The sequence below is a fragment of the Sinomicrobium endophyticum genome, assembly GCF_052983315.1.
Genome location: NZ_JBRKIS010000043.1, coordinates 357,995 through 375,400, shown reverse-complemented (window position 1 = coordinate 375,400; position 17,406 = coordinate 357,995). Strand labels below are relative to the sequence as shown.

Genomic DNA, 17,406 nt, shown 5'->3' with positions numbered 1-17,406 from the left:
GCATAATTGCCATATTGAGGGGGTGTTTGTGACAAAATATGTTTATTTTTGATTAAGTCCGGGCCTAAGTGCCGGAATTTTAGCGTTTTCCGGAAATGGGGATGAGTGTATGGTGGTGTTTACTGCGTATGATAACGGTGATGAGTAGCGTGAAATAAATCGTATTAAAAAATGATCTTATGAAAAAAATATCTCTTCTCGTATATGAAGACGCCGTGTTATCTGCAGTTTCCGGAGCCGTAGACATCTTTATAGGAACAAACAGGTTCGTGGAGAGTATGGGGAATACAACGCCTTTCGAACTGGAACTGGTGAGTGAAAAGGCCGGGGACATCCGCCTGTTCGCCCCGGCGAGTTTCATTTGCCGGAAAACCCTGGTTGAGGCAGAGAATACCAATCTTATCATTGTTCCTGCGTTTAATGGAGATGCCGCGGAAGTACTGGAAAAGAACAAGGCACTGGTGGAGTGGATAAGACAGATGAGTGAAAAAGGATCGGAAGTTGCCAGTCTTTGTTTTGGCAGTTACTTTCTTGCGGAAGCCGGATTGTTGTCCGGAAAACCGTGCACATCGCACTGGCTTGCCATTCCGGGTATGAAAATGCGTTACCAGGATATTGACCTGATGCCCGATATGGTGATTACGGACCGGGAAGGGATCTACACCAGTGGAGGAGCGTTTTCATCTTTAAACCTGATACTTTACCTGGTAGAGAAATTTTGCGGCAGGGAAGTAGGTATACAGATCAGCAAGATGTTCTCTATAGATATGGACAGGGTGAACCAGGCCCATTTCAGCGTTTTTCAGGGACAGCATCAGCACGAGGACAAGGAGATCCTGAGGATTCAGAAATACATAGAAGAAAATTATAATGGCCAGGTATCCGTAGAGGATATTGCGGAAAAGGCTAATATGAGCAAGAGGAATTTTGTCCGCAGGTTTAAAAATGCCACCCAAAATACTCCCCTGGAATACCTGCAGCGTGTAAAAATAGAAGCCGCCAAAAAAGCACTGGAACGAAGCGCCGAAAGTATTCATTCTGTAGTATACGATGTCGGGTATAACGACCTGAAGACCTTCCGGAAAATTTTTAAACGGGTTACCGGGCTTACGCCACAGGATTACCGCAGAAAGTATAGCAGGGCATAATTTTCTTCTCTACCCATGGTAAGATTTTAAGGGATGTTCAGGTATTTATGTGTTTGCAGGGAGACTTTCCACCGGGGATTTTTCATGACGAAATCCACGATTTCGGGGATCATCTTTTCCCGGCGGCTCCATTCCGGTTGCAGGTAGAGGATACAGTCTTTATTCACTTTTGCCGCCTGTTCTTTGGCAAATGCAAAATCGTGGTTGTTGTATATGATAACCTTCAGTTCGTCAGCCCTTTCGTAAATATCACCCACCGGGAGTTTTATTTTCTTTGGCGAAAGACAAATCCAGTCCCAGGTTCCGGTAAGGGGATAAGCACCTGAAGTTTCTATATGGATTGTAAGTCCCTTTGCCTTTAATCCGGATGTCAGGGGCTCCATGTTCCACGTAAGGGGTTCTCCTCCGGTAATCACTATAGTGTCCGAATACTTCGCCGCGTTTTCCACGATATGTTCTATCGCCGTTGGGGGATGGGTTTCCGCATTCCAACTCTCCTTTACATCACACCAGTGGCATCCTACATCACATCCGCCTACCCGTATAAAGTATGCGGCAGTACCCTTGTGATAGCCTTCTCCCTGTATGGTGTAGAATTCTTCCATCAAAGGAAGCATTTCTCCTTTCGCCACCAATCCTGAAACATCTTCTTTTATCATGGGGGCAAAGATACGATACAAAATTAGAAGTACGAAGTCAGAAGTACGGAGAGCAAACGTATCATATGTAAAAAGTTTAGGTCAGATGAAATTTGAAGTTCCTTTTTTTATTTTCCCTACCAACTCCAAAACTCTGAACTCCAAAACAAAAAACAACTAATAATCCGTAATACTAAGAAACTGTTTGAGTTTTAAAATGCGGCTACCTGTCAGAAGCCGGAAGCAGGAAGTAAAACACTTTGTCTCCCGTATTTCTAAAAATTGGTTTATTTTTATAAAAATTTATATCGTATGAGCAGGAAAGAAACCTTTTTCAAACATATAGAGGACGGGTATGCCACCAAAGGAGATGCCATTATTCTGGGGGCGGCCATGCTGGACGGCGAACCCGTAACCAATGCCTATGTAAAAGTTCCGTTGAAAACTTTTAATCGTCACGGACTTATTACCGGGGCTACGGGAACCGGAAAGACCAAAACCTTACAGATTCTGTCCGAGCACCTTTCCCAACAGGGGATCCCGGTATTACAGATGGATATTAAGGGAGATCTGAGCGGGATTGCCAGGCCCGGAGAAGAAGCGGATTTTATACGGGAGAGACACGAAAAAATAGGCCTGCCTTATGAAGCACAGGGTTCCCCGGTAGAGCTAATGACCATTTCCGACCAGGATGGTATTCGGCTCCGGGCCACGGTTTCCGAATTCGGCCCGGTTCTGCTGTCCCGGATTCTGGATATTAACGATACACAAGCTGGTGTGATGTCGGTTGTATTCAAATATTGCGATGACAATAAGCTGCCTTTGCTCGATCTTAAGGATCTGAGAAAAGCATTGCAATATATTACGGATGAAGGCAAAAAAGAGATTGAACAGGAATACGGAAGGATATCCACGGCTTCTACCGGTGCGATTCTCCGGAAGCTGGTAGAACTGGAGCAACAGGGAGCTGAATTGTTCTTCGGAGAACGTTCGTTTGAGATCAAAGACCTGATGCGGATAGATGACAAGGGTCGGGGCTATATAAATATCATTCGCCTGACGGATATACAGGACAGGCCAAAACTGTTTTCCACTTTTATGCTCAGTCTGCTGGCGGAAATGTATAACACTATGCCCGAACAGGGCGATACCGGAAGACCGGAACTGGTAGTCTTTATCGATGAGGCACATTTGATATTCGACGAAGCCAGCAAAGCGCTACTGGACCAGATAGAAAGCATTGTAAAACTAATACGTTCCAAAGGTGTCGGGCTGTATTTCTGTACACAGCTTCCCACCGATGTTCCGGATGCAGTTCTGTCACAACTGGGATTAAAGATTCAGCACGCGCTCCGCGCATTTACCGCTAAGGACAGGAGGGCTATAAAGCTAACGGCTGAGAACTATCCCATAAGTGAGTATTACGATACAGCTACCGCATTAACTTCTCTGGGCACGGGGGAAGCCCTTATAACAGTACTGAATGAAAAAGGGCGGCCAACCCCTCTGGCGGCAACAATGCTCCGTGCACCCATGAGCAGGATGGATATACTTACGGATGCGGAAATTAAGGAAATTATAAATGGCTCCCGGCTGATTGAAAAATATAATGAATCCATCGACCGGGAAAGCGCTTACGAAATACTGAACAGGAAAATAGAACATGCCGAGACCGAAGAAGCACAGGAACAGGCGAAGAAAGAACGTAAACAAGTAGAAAAAACAAGCTCAAAACGTACAAGTACCCGGATGAACCCACTGATAAAAGTGCTTACCAGTGCAACTTTTATACGCGGGGTCTTCGGGGTTTTGAATAAATTATCCAGGTGATGAACTTTTGCGGATCAGAATTATTTTTTCGACAAACGTTTTAAATACTTGTTATTTAGATAGTTGTGTTTTGATTCGTTATTTTGGCATAATAGTTGGTTTTGGTCTGTTACGATTTAAAAAAACTGGAACAGATGAAAACAAAAGGAATCTTATTATTCGCAATCGCTGTGGTGTCGTTTACAGGGGTGATGGCACAATCTTATGGGAAACAATATCATAAAGATATGGAAAAGTACCACAAAGAAATACGAAAAGAACGGGAAGAGCACTACCGTGAACAGAGAAAACGGGAAAAAGAAGCCTATAAGGATTATCTGAAGAGAGAAAAGAAAATGCAGAAGCATTATGCCAAACGGATGAAAAAAAGAAAAGGTTACCCGGCGTACTACAGGAACACATATTATGTGGAATCACCATACCGAAGAAGTTCCGGAATTGCCATAGACGGTGAAGTTGTTTTCAGGAACGGGAGTATCCGGGTCGGATATTACGATTAATAATTGAAATGTACATTTACATTATAAATAAGAAGCCGGGAGTTCGATCCCGGCTTTCTTTTATAGTTCATCTTCTTCAAGCGGTTTGTTCAGTATTTTACTCCGCACTTCGTTAAAATAGCTTCTCCCTATCGTATATCTTTGACCGCCTATTTCAATACTATTCCCTTCCAGGGCCTCAATTTTATCAAGAGAAACCGTATAAGAGCGGTGTATGCGGATGAATTTGTCCGCAGGGAGTTCGTCCGTAAAACTGCTCAGGGTCTGGTGTACAATGTATTTGCCGGAGTAGGTGTTTATTTTTATGTAATCTTTCAGGCTTTCGACAACCGTAATTTCGTCCAGGAATATCTTCTTCATTTTCTTTTTATCGATCTTGATGAAGATAAACTTTCTTTCTCCCGGGTCTCCGAAATCATTTTTTTGCCGGATGGAATGCATCCGGAAGGCCTTATTGACAGCCATGATAAATCTGTGGAATGGTATGGGTTTGATGAGGTAATCGAGTACTTCCAGTTCATAACTTTCCACGGCATGTTCTTCATATGCCGTAGTAATGACAACCATGGGTTTGATGTTTACACTTTTCAGAAAATTAAGACCGTCAAGAACCGGCATGTTAATATCCAGAAATATGAGGTCCACTTCGTTTTCACGCATAAAATCTATACTGTCCAAAGCATTGCTGAAAGTACTGATCAGTTCCAGTCCCTTGGTTTGGCCAATATAATTTTTTAATACATTGATAGCTAGAGGTTCGTCGTCGATCACAATACATCGTATAACCATGTTGCGTTACTTTTTTGTTTTAGGTTGGTTGTTTTTTCTCATACCCGGAACAACATTAACCGACCTTAATTTTTAATTCTACTATAAATCTGTTGTCTTTTTCATAGATATTCAGGTCATATTCGTGTTCTTTGTAGCCCAGGGCCAGCCTTTTCTTTACGTTTTTAATACCTATTCCGCCGGGTTGTTTTCCGGGCAGTCCTCTTTGGATTTCTGTAGGCATGGTATTGGCGACTTTAAAGTAAAGGAAATCTCCCTCCACATCAAAATCTATATCTATCCGCACTTCGTCAATATTTTTATTGGCCCCGTGTTTAAAACAATTTTCAATAAAGGACAACAATAGCATGGGAGGGATCTTCTTTCCTTCTATATCGCCGGAAATATTCATTTTTATTTTCAAGAAATCCCCGTAGCGTATGCGTTCCAGGTCCAGGTAGTTCTGAAGACATAATATTTCTTTAGAAAGATTTTGCTTTCGCTGTTTGGTCTCGTATAACAGGTATCGCATCAGTTCCGAGAGTTTTAGTATGGTTTCCGGGGTCTTTTTCGATTGCTCTATGGACAGGGAATAAATATTGTTCAGGGTATTGAAAAAGAAATGCGGCGAGACCTGGGTACGGAGGAACCGCAGTTCGGTTTCCAGTTGTACTTTTTCCAAATCTGCCGCCCTTTTGTGTTCCCGGAGCCAGTCGGCCGTGATTTTAATAGCAGTAACGAAAGACACGACGTAGAGCTCTCCAAGCATCATTTGTATGACGTAATTAAAAGACAGCGTGGTAGTCTCTTCGGGGCCCTCCGGCCATACATTGGTACTTATTAGGAAATAGGTCAGATAAAACTTGATCAGGACCATCACATAGATGGCAAGGATGATACAAACCGTATACCATATAAATTTTTTCCTGTAGATGAGCTTGGGCATCAGGTAGTAGATATTGAAATAACACAAAGTCATATGAATAGGGAATCCTAACATATTGGCTTTTAGTGAATACCAGTAGTCATGGTAATAGCTCCCCCATCTTATGGTGTTAAATAGGAAATAAACCGACCAGAAAATAATGTGGTGTTTAATTTCAATCCGGTAATTGGCAGAGGGATCGAAATTAAAAAAATTACCTGTTTGTTTGTTTTGCCTCATAATCTTTCACATCCCTTCCGAACATATTTTTTAATCATCTCCGAAGCTTGTTTTTACCTGGTCTTGCCAACGGCATTCCTGCTTACACCCATATGCCTTATATTCTGAGCGACTTTTATGACGTTTGGCTCTTAAAAAATGTTGTTGGTCTAAATTTATTCTTCAAGTTCTCAAAAATATAAATATTTGGTAACATCCCCGAGGGTTTAATTTACAAAGGATTAATCTTGAAACCAGTAGAATAAAGAGGTATCGGGTTAATGGTAAGTAGATTAGAGGGATGCAATTAACGAATAAAGACGGACTTGACAAACTGTTGTATGAAAAAAAAATGTACTTCCTACGCATTGCTCGGAATGTTGTGTGCCCTGGCCTCCTGTGGCGGGGTTGAGAAAAAGGAAAAGAGCGGACCAGAAGAGAAAAATCCTGTACTGACACAATATGCCGATCCCTTTATCGGGACAGGCGATCACGGGCACACCTACCCGGGTGCTACGGTGCCTTTTGGTATGATCCAGCTGAGCCCGGATAACGGAACCAACGGCTGGGACTGGTGTTCGGGATATCACTATACCGACTCCATAGCTGTCGGATTCAGTCACCTGCACCTTAGCGGTACGGGGATCGGGGACCTGGCAGACCTGCTTTTTATGCCGGTGAATAAGACGGTAGACCTGTCTGTTCCTATTTCTTCAAGAGAAGACTATCCGTATAAATCGAAATATTCGCACGAAAACGAAACGGCAACTCCCGGCTACTACCAGGTATACCTCGAAGACCATGATGTCAATGCCGAGCTTACCACATCAAAGCGCACGGGGTTCCACCGCTATACTTTTAAGGAAAATGATCCGCAATCCGTAGTGATCGATCTCGGGTTTGCTATCAACTGGGACAAGGCGCTGGATACCAGGATAAGTGTAGAAGACGAAACCACCATAAGCGGATACAGGCACAGTACAGGCTGGGCTAAGAACCAGAAATTGTTTTTTGTCGCTAAGTTTTCCAAACCGATAACAGCACATAACCTTTACGCAGATGCAAAAGGAGCAGAAGAGGCGGAAGAGGTTTCCGGGACCAAAACATCAGCACAGTTGTTCTTTGATGAAAAGAGCGGAAAAACCCTTGAAGTAAAACTCAGTCTTTCTTCCGTAAGCATAGACAATGCCAGGGAAAATATGAAAGAACGTGATGGGTTTGACTTTGATGGCGTAAGGGAAGATGCGGACGGGATATGGAACAATACCCTCGATAAAATAGAAGTGGAAACGCCGGTAGATTCGCTGAAAACCATTTTTTATACCGCCTTGTATCATACCAGGCTGGCTCCCGTTACTTTCAGTGATGCCAATGGTCAGTTCCGCCTGCAGAACGACAGCATTGTTACGGCCGGAGATTATACGGCATATTCTAGCATGTCTCTCTGGGATACATTCCGTGCCGCACAACCGTTAATGACCCTGCTGGATACGGACAAAGTTTCCGATATTATCAACTCCATGCTGGTCTACTACGCCGAAAACAAGACCCTTCCCGTATGGACGTTATATGGCAATGAAACCTATACCATGACCGGAAACCATGCCATTCCGGTAATCACGGAGGCTATCCTGAAAGGGATCAAGGGTTTTGATGTTAATGAAGCCTACGAGGCGATGAAAGTGACCATGATGAAAGATGAGGAAAGTCGTGGGGTAAAGTTTTATAAGGAATATGGTTATGTGCCTTACAACCTGCTGGATGAGTCGGTGACCATTACCCTGGAATTCGCCTATAACGATTGGTGTGTTGCACAGATTGCCAAAAAACTGGGTAAAGAAGAAGATTATAAATATTTCTCGGACCGGGCCAGTGCCTTTAAACACCTGTATGATCCGGAGAGCGGGTTTATGCGTGGAAAATCGGATAAGGGACAGTGGCATGAGCCGTTCGATCCTAAACTCTCCATTCACAGAAAAGGAACTGACTATACCGAAGGGAATGCATGGCAACACAGCTGGTTTGTTCTTCACGATGTAGACGGACTGATCGCATTGCACGGAGGGAAAGAACCCTTTACCGATATGCTGGAACAACTGTTTACGGAAAGTTCCGAAATTACGGGAGGAGACGCTTCCCCGGATATTTCAGGACTGATAGGTCAATATGCACATGGTAACGAACCGAGCCATCACATTGCCTACATGTTCAATTTTGCAGGAGAACCGTGGCGGACGCAGTATTGGGTAAGGGAGATTCTGAATACCCAGTACGACACCACCCCGGCCGGGCTTAGCGGTAATGAAGACTGTGGCCAGATGTCTGCCTGGTATGTGTTCAGTGCTATGGGGATCTACCCGTACAATCCTTCATCCGGTACCTACCAGATAGGTAGCCCGATTTTCGAAAAATCGGTAATCAAAGTATCGGAAAACAAGTCGTTTACCATTAAAGCAAATAACGTATCAGATAAGAATATATACATACAGTCTGCTACGCTCAACGGAAAGGAATTCAACCGGACATATATCACCCATAAAGAAATAACCACCGGAGGTGAACTGCAATTCGAAATGGGACCTGAGCCGAATAAGAACTGGGGTGTGAGCACCGAAAAACAGGTGAATGAATAGTATAGATATTCTTATTATTGCCCTGTATATCATCTTAACCCTCTCTATCGGGGTCTGGGTGTCCAGAAAAGCCTCCAAAGGGCTGGACGGTTATTTTCTCGGAGGAAACAGTATTAAATGGTATTACCTGGGGCTGAGCAACGGTTCCGGAATGTTTGACGTTTCCGGGACGGCCTGGATGGTCGGTATATTGTTCCTCTACGGAGTAAAGAGTTTTATGTTCATGTGGATGTGGCCCATATGGAACCAGATATTTGTCATGGTATTCCTCGCCGCTTGGATACGCAGGTCCAATATTATGACCGGATCCGAGTGGATACTCACCCGTTTCGGAGATGACCGTGCCGGAAGGGCCTCGCACCTTATTGTAGCTGTTTTCGCCGTAGTGGCTGCCGTAGGTTTCATCGCCTATTTTTTTGAAGGTGTAGGTAAGTTTATGACCATCATACTGCCGTGGGATTTGTCGTGGACCGCTGGAAATACACTTTTGCTGACTTCTGAACAGACCTATGCTCTCATTATTATATTACTGACTACCATTTATACCATCAAAGGCGGAATGTATTCCGTAGTGGCCACAGAAGTGCTGCAATACCTCATTATGGTGCTTGCCGGGATACTGATTGCAGTGTATGCCTTCATTACTGTCAGTGATGCGGAAATAGCGGCCCTGATCCCTCCCGAATGGAAAAATATCTTCTTCGGCAATGAACTGGAGGGTTTCTGGGATGGTAAACTCGCTACGTTTAATGAACTTATCGATACCCAGGGCTACAAGATGTTCGGGGCATTTGTAGGAATGACTTTGCTGAAAGGCTTCTTCGCCAGCGTGGCAGGGCCGACCCCGAGCTATGACATGCAGCGCATATTGTCTACAAGAACGGTAAAAGATGCCGCGTATATGAGCGGGTTTACCAATCTGGTGTTGTTTATACCACGTTATCTGCTTATTGCCGGTATTGTGGTTGTAGGCCTGGTATACCTGGCGCCATCCATGGCAGCGACCGGATCGGTGACATCCAACGACCTGGAAATGATCCTTCCCAAAGTCATCAATAATCACGTTCCCGTAGGTATTAAAGGATTACTCCTAGCCGGACTTCTTGCGGCGTTTATGTCAACCTTTTCGGCTTTTGTAAACTCAGGCCCCGCTTATATTGTAAATGATATTTATAAAAAATACTTTAAGCCCAGGGCATCGGACAGGCACTATATAAAAGCCAGTCACATCGCATCTTTCTTTGTGGTGATACTCGGAGTGATCATGGGCTTTTTTGCCGAATCCATCAATTCCATAACCCTTTGGATTACCAGTGCTCTCTACGGGGGGTATGTGGCGGCAAATTTTTTGAAATGGGTGTGGTGGCGTTTTAACGGATGGGGATATTTTTGGGGAATGCTCGCCGGGCTGATAGTAGCTACCTTACAGTTTTTGCTCGATCATAATAAACACAATTTTACCGAAGGATCGTTTCTGTATGAAATAGCCAATATCCCGGCAATTTACCTGTTCCCGGTGATATTTATCTTCTCCCTCCTGGGATGTTTCCTGGGGACGCTTTTGACCCCGGCAACCAATAATGAAACATTAAAGAAATTTTATGCCAATGTAAGACCCTGGGGTTGGTGGAAACCCGTATACCGGCAGTTGAAGGAAGAAGGAAGTCACGTGCAGGAAAACAAGGGTTTCGGGATGGACATGCTGAATTGCGCTATAGGTATCGTATGGCAGTCCAGTATGATCCTCTTACCCGTATTTTTCATGGTCCGCGACTACCCCCTGGCCCTGTTATGGTTTACCATATTTGCCGTAACTTCGGCAATACTCAAATTTACCTGGCTTGATAAAGTAAGAAAATATAAAGATTAAAAAAGTCTAAATATCTAAAGTCTAAAATCTAATATCTATGAACACTATACCCTGGCAGGACCGACCGGAAGATTGTAAAGACGTCATGTGGCGTTACAGCGCAAACCCGATCATAGACAGGTATGCCATTCCCACGTCCAACAGTATTTTCAACAGTGCCGTAGTACCTTTTGAAGATGGATTTGCAGGTGTTTTCCGTTGCGATAACAAGGCGGTGCAGATGAATATCTTTGCCGGGTTCAGTAAGGATGGCATAAACTGGGAGATCGAACACGAACCCATATCGTTTATGGCGGGCAATACCGAAATGATCGATTCCGATTACAAATACGATCCCAGGGTAACGTTTATCGAAGATCGTTACTGGATCACCTGGTGTAACGGCTATCATGGCCCTACCATCGGTATCGGCTATACCTTCGATTTCAAAGAATTTTACCAGTGTGAGAACGCTTTCCTGCCTTTTAACCGTAACGGCGTGTTGTTCCCGGAGAAGATCGACGGTAAATATGCTATGCTGAGCAGGCCGAGCGATAATGGCCATACGCCATTCGGGGATATTTATATCAGCTATAGTCCCGATATGAAATACTGGGGAGAGCATCGCTGTGTTATGAAGGTAACCCCTTTTGTGGACAGTGCATGGCAATGTACCAAAATAGGAGCCGGACCTATTCCGATCCTTACCGATGAAGGTTGGTTGCTGTTCTATCACGGGGTTATTAATACCTGTAATGGTTTCCGCTATTCCGTAGGCGCCGCCCTGCTGGATAAGAACGAGCCGGACAAAGTAAAATACAGAACACAACCCTATCTCCTGGGGCCGGCCGAAACCTATGAAATGGTAGGCGATGTCCCTAATGTAGTGTTTCCGTGTGCAGCATTACATTCGCACGAAGAAGACAAGCTGGCCCTGTATTATGGCGCAGCTGACACCGTAACGGCAATGGCATTCGGACGTATAAGCGAAATTGTCCGTTTTATAAAGGAAAACAGCCTGTAACCCGACCTAAACGAAAACCAATGGCAAAAATACACCAGACCATTTCCACAAAACCCTGCTCCCGTACAGACACACGGTCGTGTGTCTCCACCTGCTGTAACGATCTGAGAAAAATGATCACTCCGTTGGCAATGACATTTTTTTTATGTCTGAACACATTTGCCCAGGAAGAAATCACACCACCAAGGAAATATGTAGCCCATAAAACCTCCGAAACCATTACGGTAGACGGAAAGGGAGAGGAAGAATCCTGGAAAAAAATAGCATGGAGTGAGGATTTTATAGATATCGAAGGAGACAAAACCCCTGCCTATAAAACCAATGTGAAGATGCTGTGGGATGAAAAATACCTGTATTTCTATGCCGAAATGGAAGAGCCCCATGTATGGGCAACCCTGAAACAACGCGATACCGTAATTTTCTACAATAACGATTTCGAGATTTTTATAGACCCGGACGGGGATACGCACAACTATATGGAATTTGAGATGAATGCTCTGAATACCATATGGGATTTATATCTTGTAAAGCCGTACAGAGAAAGTGCGCCGGTCATAGATAGCTGGGATATACAGGGGATAAAAACTGCGGTTCATGTAGACGGAACATTAAATGATGCGGGCGATACCGATAAGGGTTGGAGCGTAGAAATAGCCATGCCCTGGCAAGTGCTAGTTGAGGCGCACGGCAGTGCGTCTCCAAATACCCCCGAAAACGAGTTCTGGAGGATAAATTTTTCCAGGGTCAACTGGGATTTTGACCTGGTGGATGGTAAATATCAACGCAAGAAAGACGAAAACGGAAAACACCTGCCGGAGTACAACTGGGTTTGGTCGCCCCAATGGGTGATAAACATGCACGAACCGGAATGGTGGGGCTATGTTTATTTTTCCGGTAAAAAACCGGGAGAGACCGAAGAGTTCCGTATTCCGGAAGACGAAAAGATAAAATGGAAACTCTATGCCTTGTACCGTAAACAGAAACAGTATTTTCAGGAAAAAGGTACATGGATAACTTCCATACGGCAATTGGTAGACAAGCCCGTTGTCGTTGACGGAAAACCGGTAAAAATAGCTCTCGAAGTGCACAGCGAAGGCTGGAGTATAACAGCGATAAGCCCTTTTACCGATAACCTTCTTGTTTTGAAGGAAGATGGAAAATTCACCACTAAAACGACTAACAAATAATCCTATGAAAATCTTAAAGCTCACTGTATTTTTTGCCCTCATATGCCTTGTTTCCTGTGGAAAACAGGAAAAATCTGCAGGGGAAAAAGAAGAAAAAAACATCTCCGGTAACACTGCGGAAAAGGCTTTCAAATACTGGACGTGGATCACTGCTGATGCTAAAAGGACAGATGATTCATACCGGGAAGAATTTACCAAATACAAGAGTAATGGCCTGGATGCAGTACTTATCAATACCAACACGGATCCCGAACTGTTGGGAAGATTAACTCCCCTTGCCGATGAAGCCGGCCTGGAAGTACATGCCTGGATTATGGCCATGAACCGCCCCGGAGATTCCGTAGCCCTGCAACATCCCGATTGGTATGCCGTGAGCCGCGAAGGAAAATCCTGTTTCGATCACAGGCCTTATGTAGACTACTACCAGTGGCTTTGCCCCACCAGGGAAGAATCCCGGAATCATGTGCTGGGATTGGTGGAAGGCCTGGCCAAAGTAAAAGGAGTGGCCAGTGTACACCTCGATTATATCCGTTTTTCCGATATTTTCCTTCCTATAGGGTTGTTACCGAAATATGATCTGGAACAAAAAGAAGAACTCCCGGAATTCGATTTTTGTTATTGCGACGCCTGTGTGGCCGAATTCGAAAAAATACACCATAAGAACCCCAGGGAATTCAAAGATCCCGCCCTGGATATGGAATGGAAGCAATTCCGACTGAACAAAATAAGGGCAGTAGTCAATGATGCTTACGAAATTGCCCATGAGAATGGTAAAATACTCACAGCCGCAGTATTTCCCTATCCGGAAATGGCAGACCATATGGTGCGCCAACGTTGGGATAAATGGAATATTGACGTAGTGCTGCCCATGATCTATCACAATTTCTATAATGAAGAGACCGACTGGATAGGTTTTGCAACAAAACAGGGTGTACAGGACCTGAAAGACAAAAAAACCGAACTCCACACCGGGGTCTATGTTCCCGAAATGTCTCCCGAAGAAATAAAAGAAGCCGTAAAACTCGCAAAAGAGAATGGGGCTAAAGGCGTTTCATTCTTTGACGGCCCCGCGCTTACCGATGGTATGCTGAAAGCGATCAAAGAAACCAAAGAAGGGCGATAGTGCCGGTTTTTGAATGTATTAATAGTTGCCCGTGACATCGACGGAGATATAACAGAAAATATACCTGCTATGATAGACAGACGTAAATTTATCACAAAAACTGCCCTTGGGACGGTAGCGGTAGGAACACTCTACAGCTGCGTGGACAATGGTATAAAACCCCACGACCCTCAGAAAAAATCCGGAGTAGCTTCCGGAGACGATAAACCAGTTAAGAAACCTGTATTGATATCTACTTGGAATCACGGGTTACCGGCCAATGAAGAAGCCTGGAAAACACTTAAAAACGGCGGGTCCGGTCTGGATGCCGTGGAAGCCGGGGTAATGACCGCCGAAGCCGATCCGAAGGTTTCCAGTGTGGGCTATGGCGGATGGCCTGACAGGGAGGGAAAAGTTACCCTGGATGCCTGTATCATGGATCACCAGAGCAATTGCGGTTCCGTAGCTTTTTTACAGGATATAAAACACCCGATATCCGTAGCGAGAAAAGTGATGGAAAAAACCCCGCATATCATGCTTGTAGGGGAAGGAGCAAAGCAATTTGCACTGGAAGAAGGCTTTAAAGAAGAAAACCTGCTTACCGAAGATGCCGAGAAAGCATACAGGGAATGGCTGGAAAAATCCGAATACAAACCGGTTATCAACATAGAGAACCACGATACCATAAGTATGCTTGCCATAGATGAGAACGGCGACCTTTACGGAGCCTGTACCACCAGTGGAGCAGCCTGGAAAGTACACGGTCGGGTAGGGGATTCTCCCATTATCGGGGCCGGACTGTTCCTGGACAACGAAGTGGGAAGTGCTGCCGCCACAGGGCTTGGAGAAGCTGTAATGCGGACCTCTGGAAGCGCTATGGTAGTGGAACTCATGCGCCAGGGAAAAAGTCCCATGGAGGCGTGTAAGGAAATCGTGGAACGTATTTATAAAATATATAAAAACCGTCCCGATCTGGAATATTTGCAAATAGGCTTTATCGCGCTGAACAAACAAGGCGAATACGGGGCATATTGCCTGCGTCCCGGATTTAATTATGCCGTTTATGATGAAAAGGACGGAAATCGCCTTATAGACGGCGAATATAAGATTTCATAATCCCCTATGATTTTCCTGTGGGGCCTTTACCGGCCCTGCGGGAATTTTTTAATAACCCGGATTTTTCACATGTTCCGTACTTCAGTGTATTTCTTCAAATCTCTATAATCCGGACCTAATTCAGGAAAAATGAAAGTAAACCCGATATATCCTTATATTCTGGCTTTGGCCTTACTGTTCTCCGGATGTGACCGTCCGGAAAAAATAACTTTTAAGGAAAGTGACATTTCCATAATCCCCCGACCGAAAGAACTGAAGTTCCGGGAAGGAGCTTTTGTGTTTGACAGGGAAACCGTTTTTGTAACCGGAGAAGAATACCGGAAGATCGCAGAGATACTGACCGGAAAATTCCGCAAAGCAGCCGGATGGGAGCCGGAAATAGTGAATTCCGCACCTTCCGGGAATTATGTAGCGTTCCGAAAAGATGAAAACCTGGAAGATGAAGCCTATGCACTTCATATTAACGAAAATGCGGTAACCATATCCGCTGCTGGGTATTCCGGTTTGCTGTATGGCCTGGAAAGTTTGCGGCAGTTGCTGCCAGTGGAAATAGAAAGCGCAGCTTTACAGGATAATATGACCTGGGCTGTTCCCACAGTGGACATTCAGGATAGCCCGAGATTTCCGTGGCGTGGCCTTATGCTCGACGTTTCCAGGCACTTTTTCCCGAAAGAATATGTGTTGAAAGTCATAGACGGACTGGCACTCCACAAAATGAATGTGCTGCATTTCCACCTCGTGGACGACCAGGGATGGCGGATAGAAATAAAAAAATACCCGAAGCTTACCGAAGTCGGGGCCTATCGTGTAGATAAAGAAGACATGCACTGGAATGCCCGTCCCACACCCGATTCTTCTGAAAAAGCTACTTACGGCGGGTTCTATACCAGGGAGGACATAAAGGAAATTGTGGCTTATGCCAGAGAAAAAGGAATAGAAGTCGTGCCGGAGATAGAAATGCCGGCCCACGTCATGAGCGCCATAGCCGCTTATCCGGAATTGTCCTGCAAAGGCGAACCGATCATGGTACCTCCCGGTGGCGTGTGGCCTATTACCGATATCTACTGCGCGGGAAAAGACTCGACTTTCGACTTCCTCGAAAATGTTCTGACGGAAGTGATGGAGCTATTTCCTTCCAAATATATTCATGTAGGTGGAGACGAAGCAACCAAAACCAATTGGAAAACCTGTCCGCATTGTCAGAAACGGATAAAAGAAGAAGGGCTTGCAGGTGTGGAAGAACTGCAAAGCTATTTTATGAAGCGCATCGAGAAATTTGTCAGTTCCAAAGGTAGGGTGATGCTCGGTTGGGATGAAATACTCGAAGGCGGACTCGCACCCGGGGCTACCGTGATGAGCTGGAGAGGTATACAAGGCGGATGGGAAGCATCCGAACAGGGACACGATGTGGTGATGACCCCGGTGTCTCACTGCTATTTCGATTATTACCAGGGCCCACAGGATTCCGAACCCCTGGCATTCAACGCGTACACTCCCCTGAGTAAAGTATATGAATTCGACCCTGTGGTAGATTCCATGAGTGTAGACCAGGCCAGGCACGTACTGGGTGGCCAGGCCAATCTGTGGTCCGAATATATTCCTTCAACTTCACATTCCGAATATATGATCTATCCGAGGCTGACCGCCCTTGCGGAGACCGTGTGGAGCCCGAAAGAAGACCGGAGCTGGAAAGACTTTACATCCAGGCTGGAACATATGTTTAAGAGATATGACGAACTCGGGATCAATTATGCCAGAAGTGCATATACCATAATGGTAGATGCCAGAGTGGACGAAGACCAGAAAGTGACGATAGCCCTGAAAACCGAATTTCCGGAGACGGATATCCGTTACGTGCTTAATGAAGAAAATCTCACTTCCGCCGGAAAATATACCACCCCCATAGAAATTACCGGAACAACAACGGTAAGGGCTTCCCGGTTTGAAAATGATAAACCGGTGGGTAAGGTTTTTGAAAAAACATTTACCTGGCATAAGGCAGTCGGTAAAAAAGTGACCTATGCGAACGAATGGAACAAAAACTATCCCGGATCGGGGACATACAATATGGTCAACGTGTTGCGCGGTGGTAAGGATTTTCACGATGGGCAATGGCAGGCCTGGATAGGTAATGATATGGAAGTGGTCATAGACCTGGAAGAAGCTGCAGAACTTACAAAAGTTACCGTCGGATCTATGGAAAACCAGGGAGCGGGAATATACTATCCGATCCGGGTAGAGGTATTGCTCTCTGACGACGGAAAAAAATTTAAAAAAGCAAATGAAATACAACGGGATTATGCCAAAAACGGTAACGCTGATCTAAAGGATTTTCCGGTGACCTTTCCTCCACAATCTGCGCGTTACATAAAAGTAAAGGCAACCAACCTGGGAAAAACCCCGAACGGTGGGAACACCTGGCTTTTTGTCGATGAGATTGTAGTGGAGTGACACCCCAAAAACAAAC

At 44.9% G+C, this 17,406-nt stretch carries 13 protein-coding genes; 10 read left to right on the top strand and 3 right to left on the bottom strand.

Annotation, left to right across the window (positions count from 1 at the left end):
• The first annotated feature begins 179 nt into the window (after positions 1 to 179).
• On the top strand, positions 180 to 1,148 hold the full coding sequence (locus ACVBDU_RS18285; protein ID WP_447181171.1) for a GlxA family transcriptional regulator: 969 nt from the start codon (positions 180 to 182) through the stop codon (positions 1,146 to 1,148).
• A 26-nt stretch (positions 1,149 to 1,174) separates the two neighbouring features.
• Here ACVBDU_RS18285 and ACVBDU_RS18280 read toward each other — a convergent pair whose 3' ends face one another.
• Positions 1,175 to 1,807 carry a 7-carboxy-7-deazaguanine synthase QueE gene (locus ACVBDU_RS18280; protein WP_447181170.1) on the bottom strand — a complete coding sequence of 211 codons (633 nt, stop codon included), beginning with the start codon at positions 1,805 to 1,807 and terminating at the stop codon, positions 1,175 to 1,177.
• Positions 1,808 to 2,098: 291 nt separating this feature from the next.
• Here ACVBDU_RS18280 and ACVBDU_RS18275 point away from each other — a divergent pair, with 291 nt between their 5' ends.
• Together ACVBDU_RS18275 and ACVBDU_RS18270 are read left to right on the top strand one after the other, a co-directional pair.
• Positions 2,099 to 3,616, top strand: a complete 1,518-nt coding sequence (locus ACVBDU_RS18275) for a helicase HerA-like domain-containing protein (RefSeq protein ID WP_447181169.1) — start codon at positions 2,099 to 2,101, stop codon at positions 3,614 to 3,616.
• A gap of 134 nt (positions 3,617 to 3,750) precedes the next feature.
• A complete protein-coding gene (locus ACVBDU_RS18270; protein WP_447181168.1) occupies positions 3,751 to 4,116 on the top strand; it encodes a hypothetical protein in 366 nt (121 codons plus the stop codon).
• A gap of 60 nt (positions 4,117 to 4,176) precedes the next feature.
• On the opposite strand, the gene ACVBDU_RS18265 is transcribed toward ACVBDU_RS18270, so the two are convergent.
• A complete protein-coding gene (locus ACVBDU_RS18265) occupies positions 4,177 to 4,905 on the bottom strand; it encodes a LytR/AlgR family response regulator transcription factor (protein ID WP_447181167.1) in 729 nt (242 codons plus the stop codon).
• A 55-nt stretch (positions 4,906 to 4,960) separates the two neighbouring features.
• Entirely contained in the window at positions 4,961 to 6,049 is a 1,089-nt protein-coding gene (locus ACVBDU_RS18260) for a sensor histidine kinase (RefSeq protein ID WP_447181166.1), read from the bottom strand.
• A gap of 320 nt (positions 6,050 to 6,369) precedes the next feature.
• Here ACVBDU_RS18260 and ACVBDU_RS18255 point away from each other — a divergent pair, with 320 nt between their 5' ends.
• The 7 genes from ACVBDU_RS18255 (at position 6,370) to ACVBDU_RS18225 (ending at position 17,390) form a co-directional block, all read left to right on the top strand.
• Positions 6,370 to 8,661 (top strand): GH92 family glycosyl hydrolase, encoded by a 2,292-nt coding sequence (locus tag ACVBDU_RS18255; RefSeq protein WP_447181165.1) that lies wholly within the window; start codon positions 6,370 to 6,372, stop codon positions 8,659 to 8,661.
• Positions 8,654 to 10,531 (top strand): sodium:solute symporter family protein, encoded by a 1,878-nt coding sequence (locus tag ACVBDU_RS18250; RefSeq protein WP_447181164.1) that lies wholly within the window; start codon positions 8,654 to 8,656, stop codon positions 10,529 to 10,531. The genes ACVBDU_RS18255 and ACVBDU_RS18250 overlap by 8 nt, the downstream gene beginning before the upstream one ends.
• A gap of 37 nt (positions 10,532 to 10,568) precedes the next feature.
• Entirely contained in the window at positions 10,569 to 11,534 is a 966-nt protein-coding gene (locus tag ACVBDU_RS18245) for a glycoside hydrolase family 130 protein (protein ID WP_447181163.1), read from the top strand.
• A gap of 20 nt (positions 11,535 to 11,554) precedes the next feature.
• The gene (locus tag ACVBDU_RS18240) at positions 11,555 to 12,721 is read left to right on the top strand and encodes a carbohydrate-binding family 9-like protein (RefSeq protein ID WP_447181162.1); all 1,167 of its coding nucleotides are present in this window, start codon (positions 11,555 to 11,557) and stop codon (positions 12,719 to 12,721) included.
• A 4-nt stretch (positions 12,722 to 12,725) separates the two neighbouring features.
• Positions 12,726 to 13,844 (top strand): putative glycoside hydrolase, encoded by a 1,119-nt coding sequence (locus ACVBDU_RS18235; protein WP_447181161.1) that lies wholly within the window; start codon positions 12,726 to 12,728, stop codon positions 13,842 to 13,844.
• 69 nt (positions 13,845 to 13,913) lie between these two features.
• Complete coding sequence (locus ACVBDU_RS18230; RefSeq protein WP_447181160.1) at positions 13,914 to 14,939, top strand: glycosylasparaginase; 1,026 nt, start codon at positions 13,914 to 13,916, stop codon at positions 14,937 to 14,939.
• A gap of 129 nt (positions 14,940 to 15,068) precedes the next feature.
• Positions 15,069 to 17,390, top strand: a complete 2,322-nt coding sequence (locus ACVBDU_RS18225) for a glycoside hydrolase family 20 protein (RefSeq protein WP_447181159.1) — start codon at positions 15,069 to 15,071, stop codon at positions 17,388 to 17,390.
• The last annotated feature ends 16 nt before the right edge of the window (positions 17,391 to 17,406 follow it).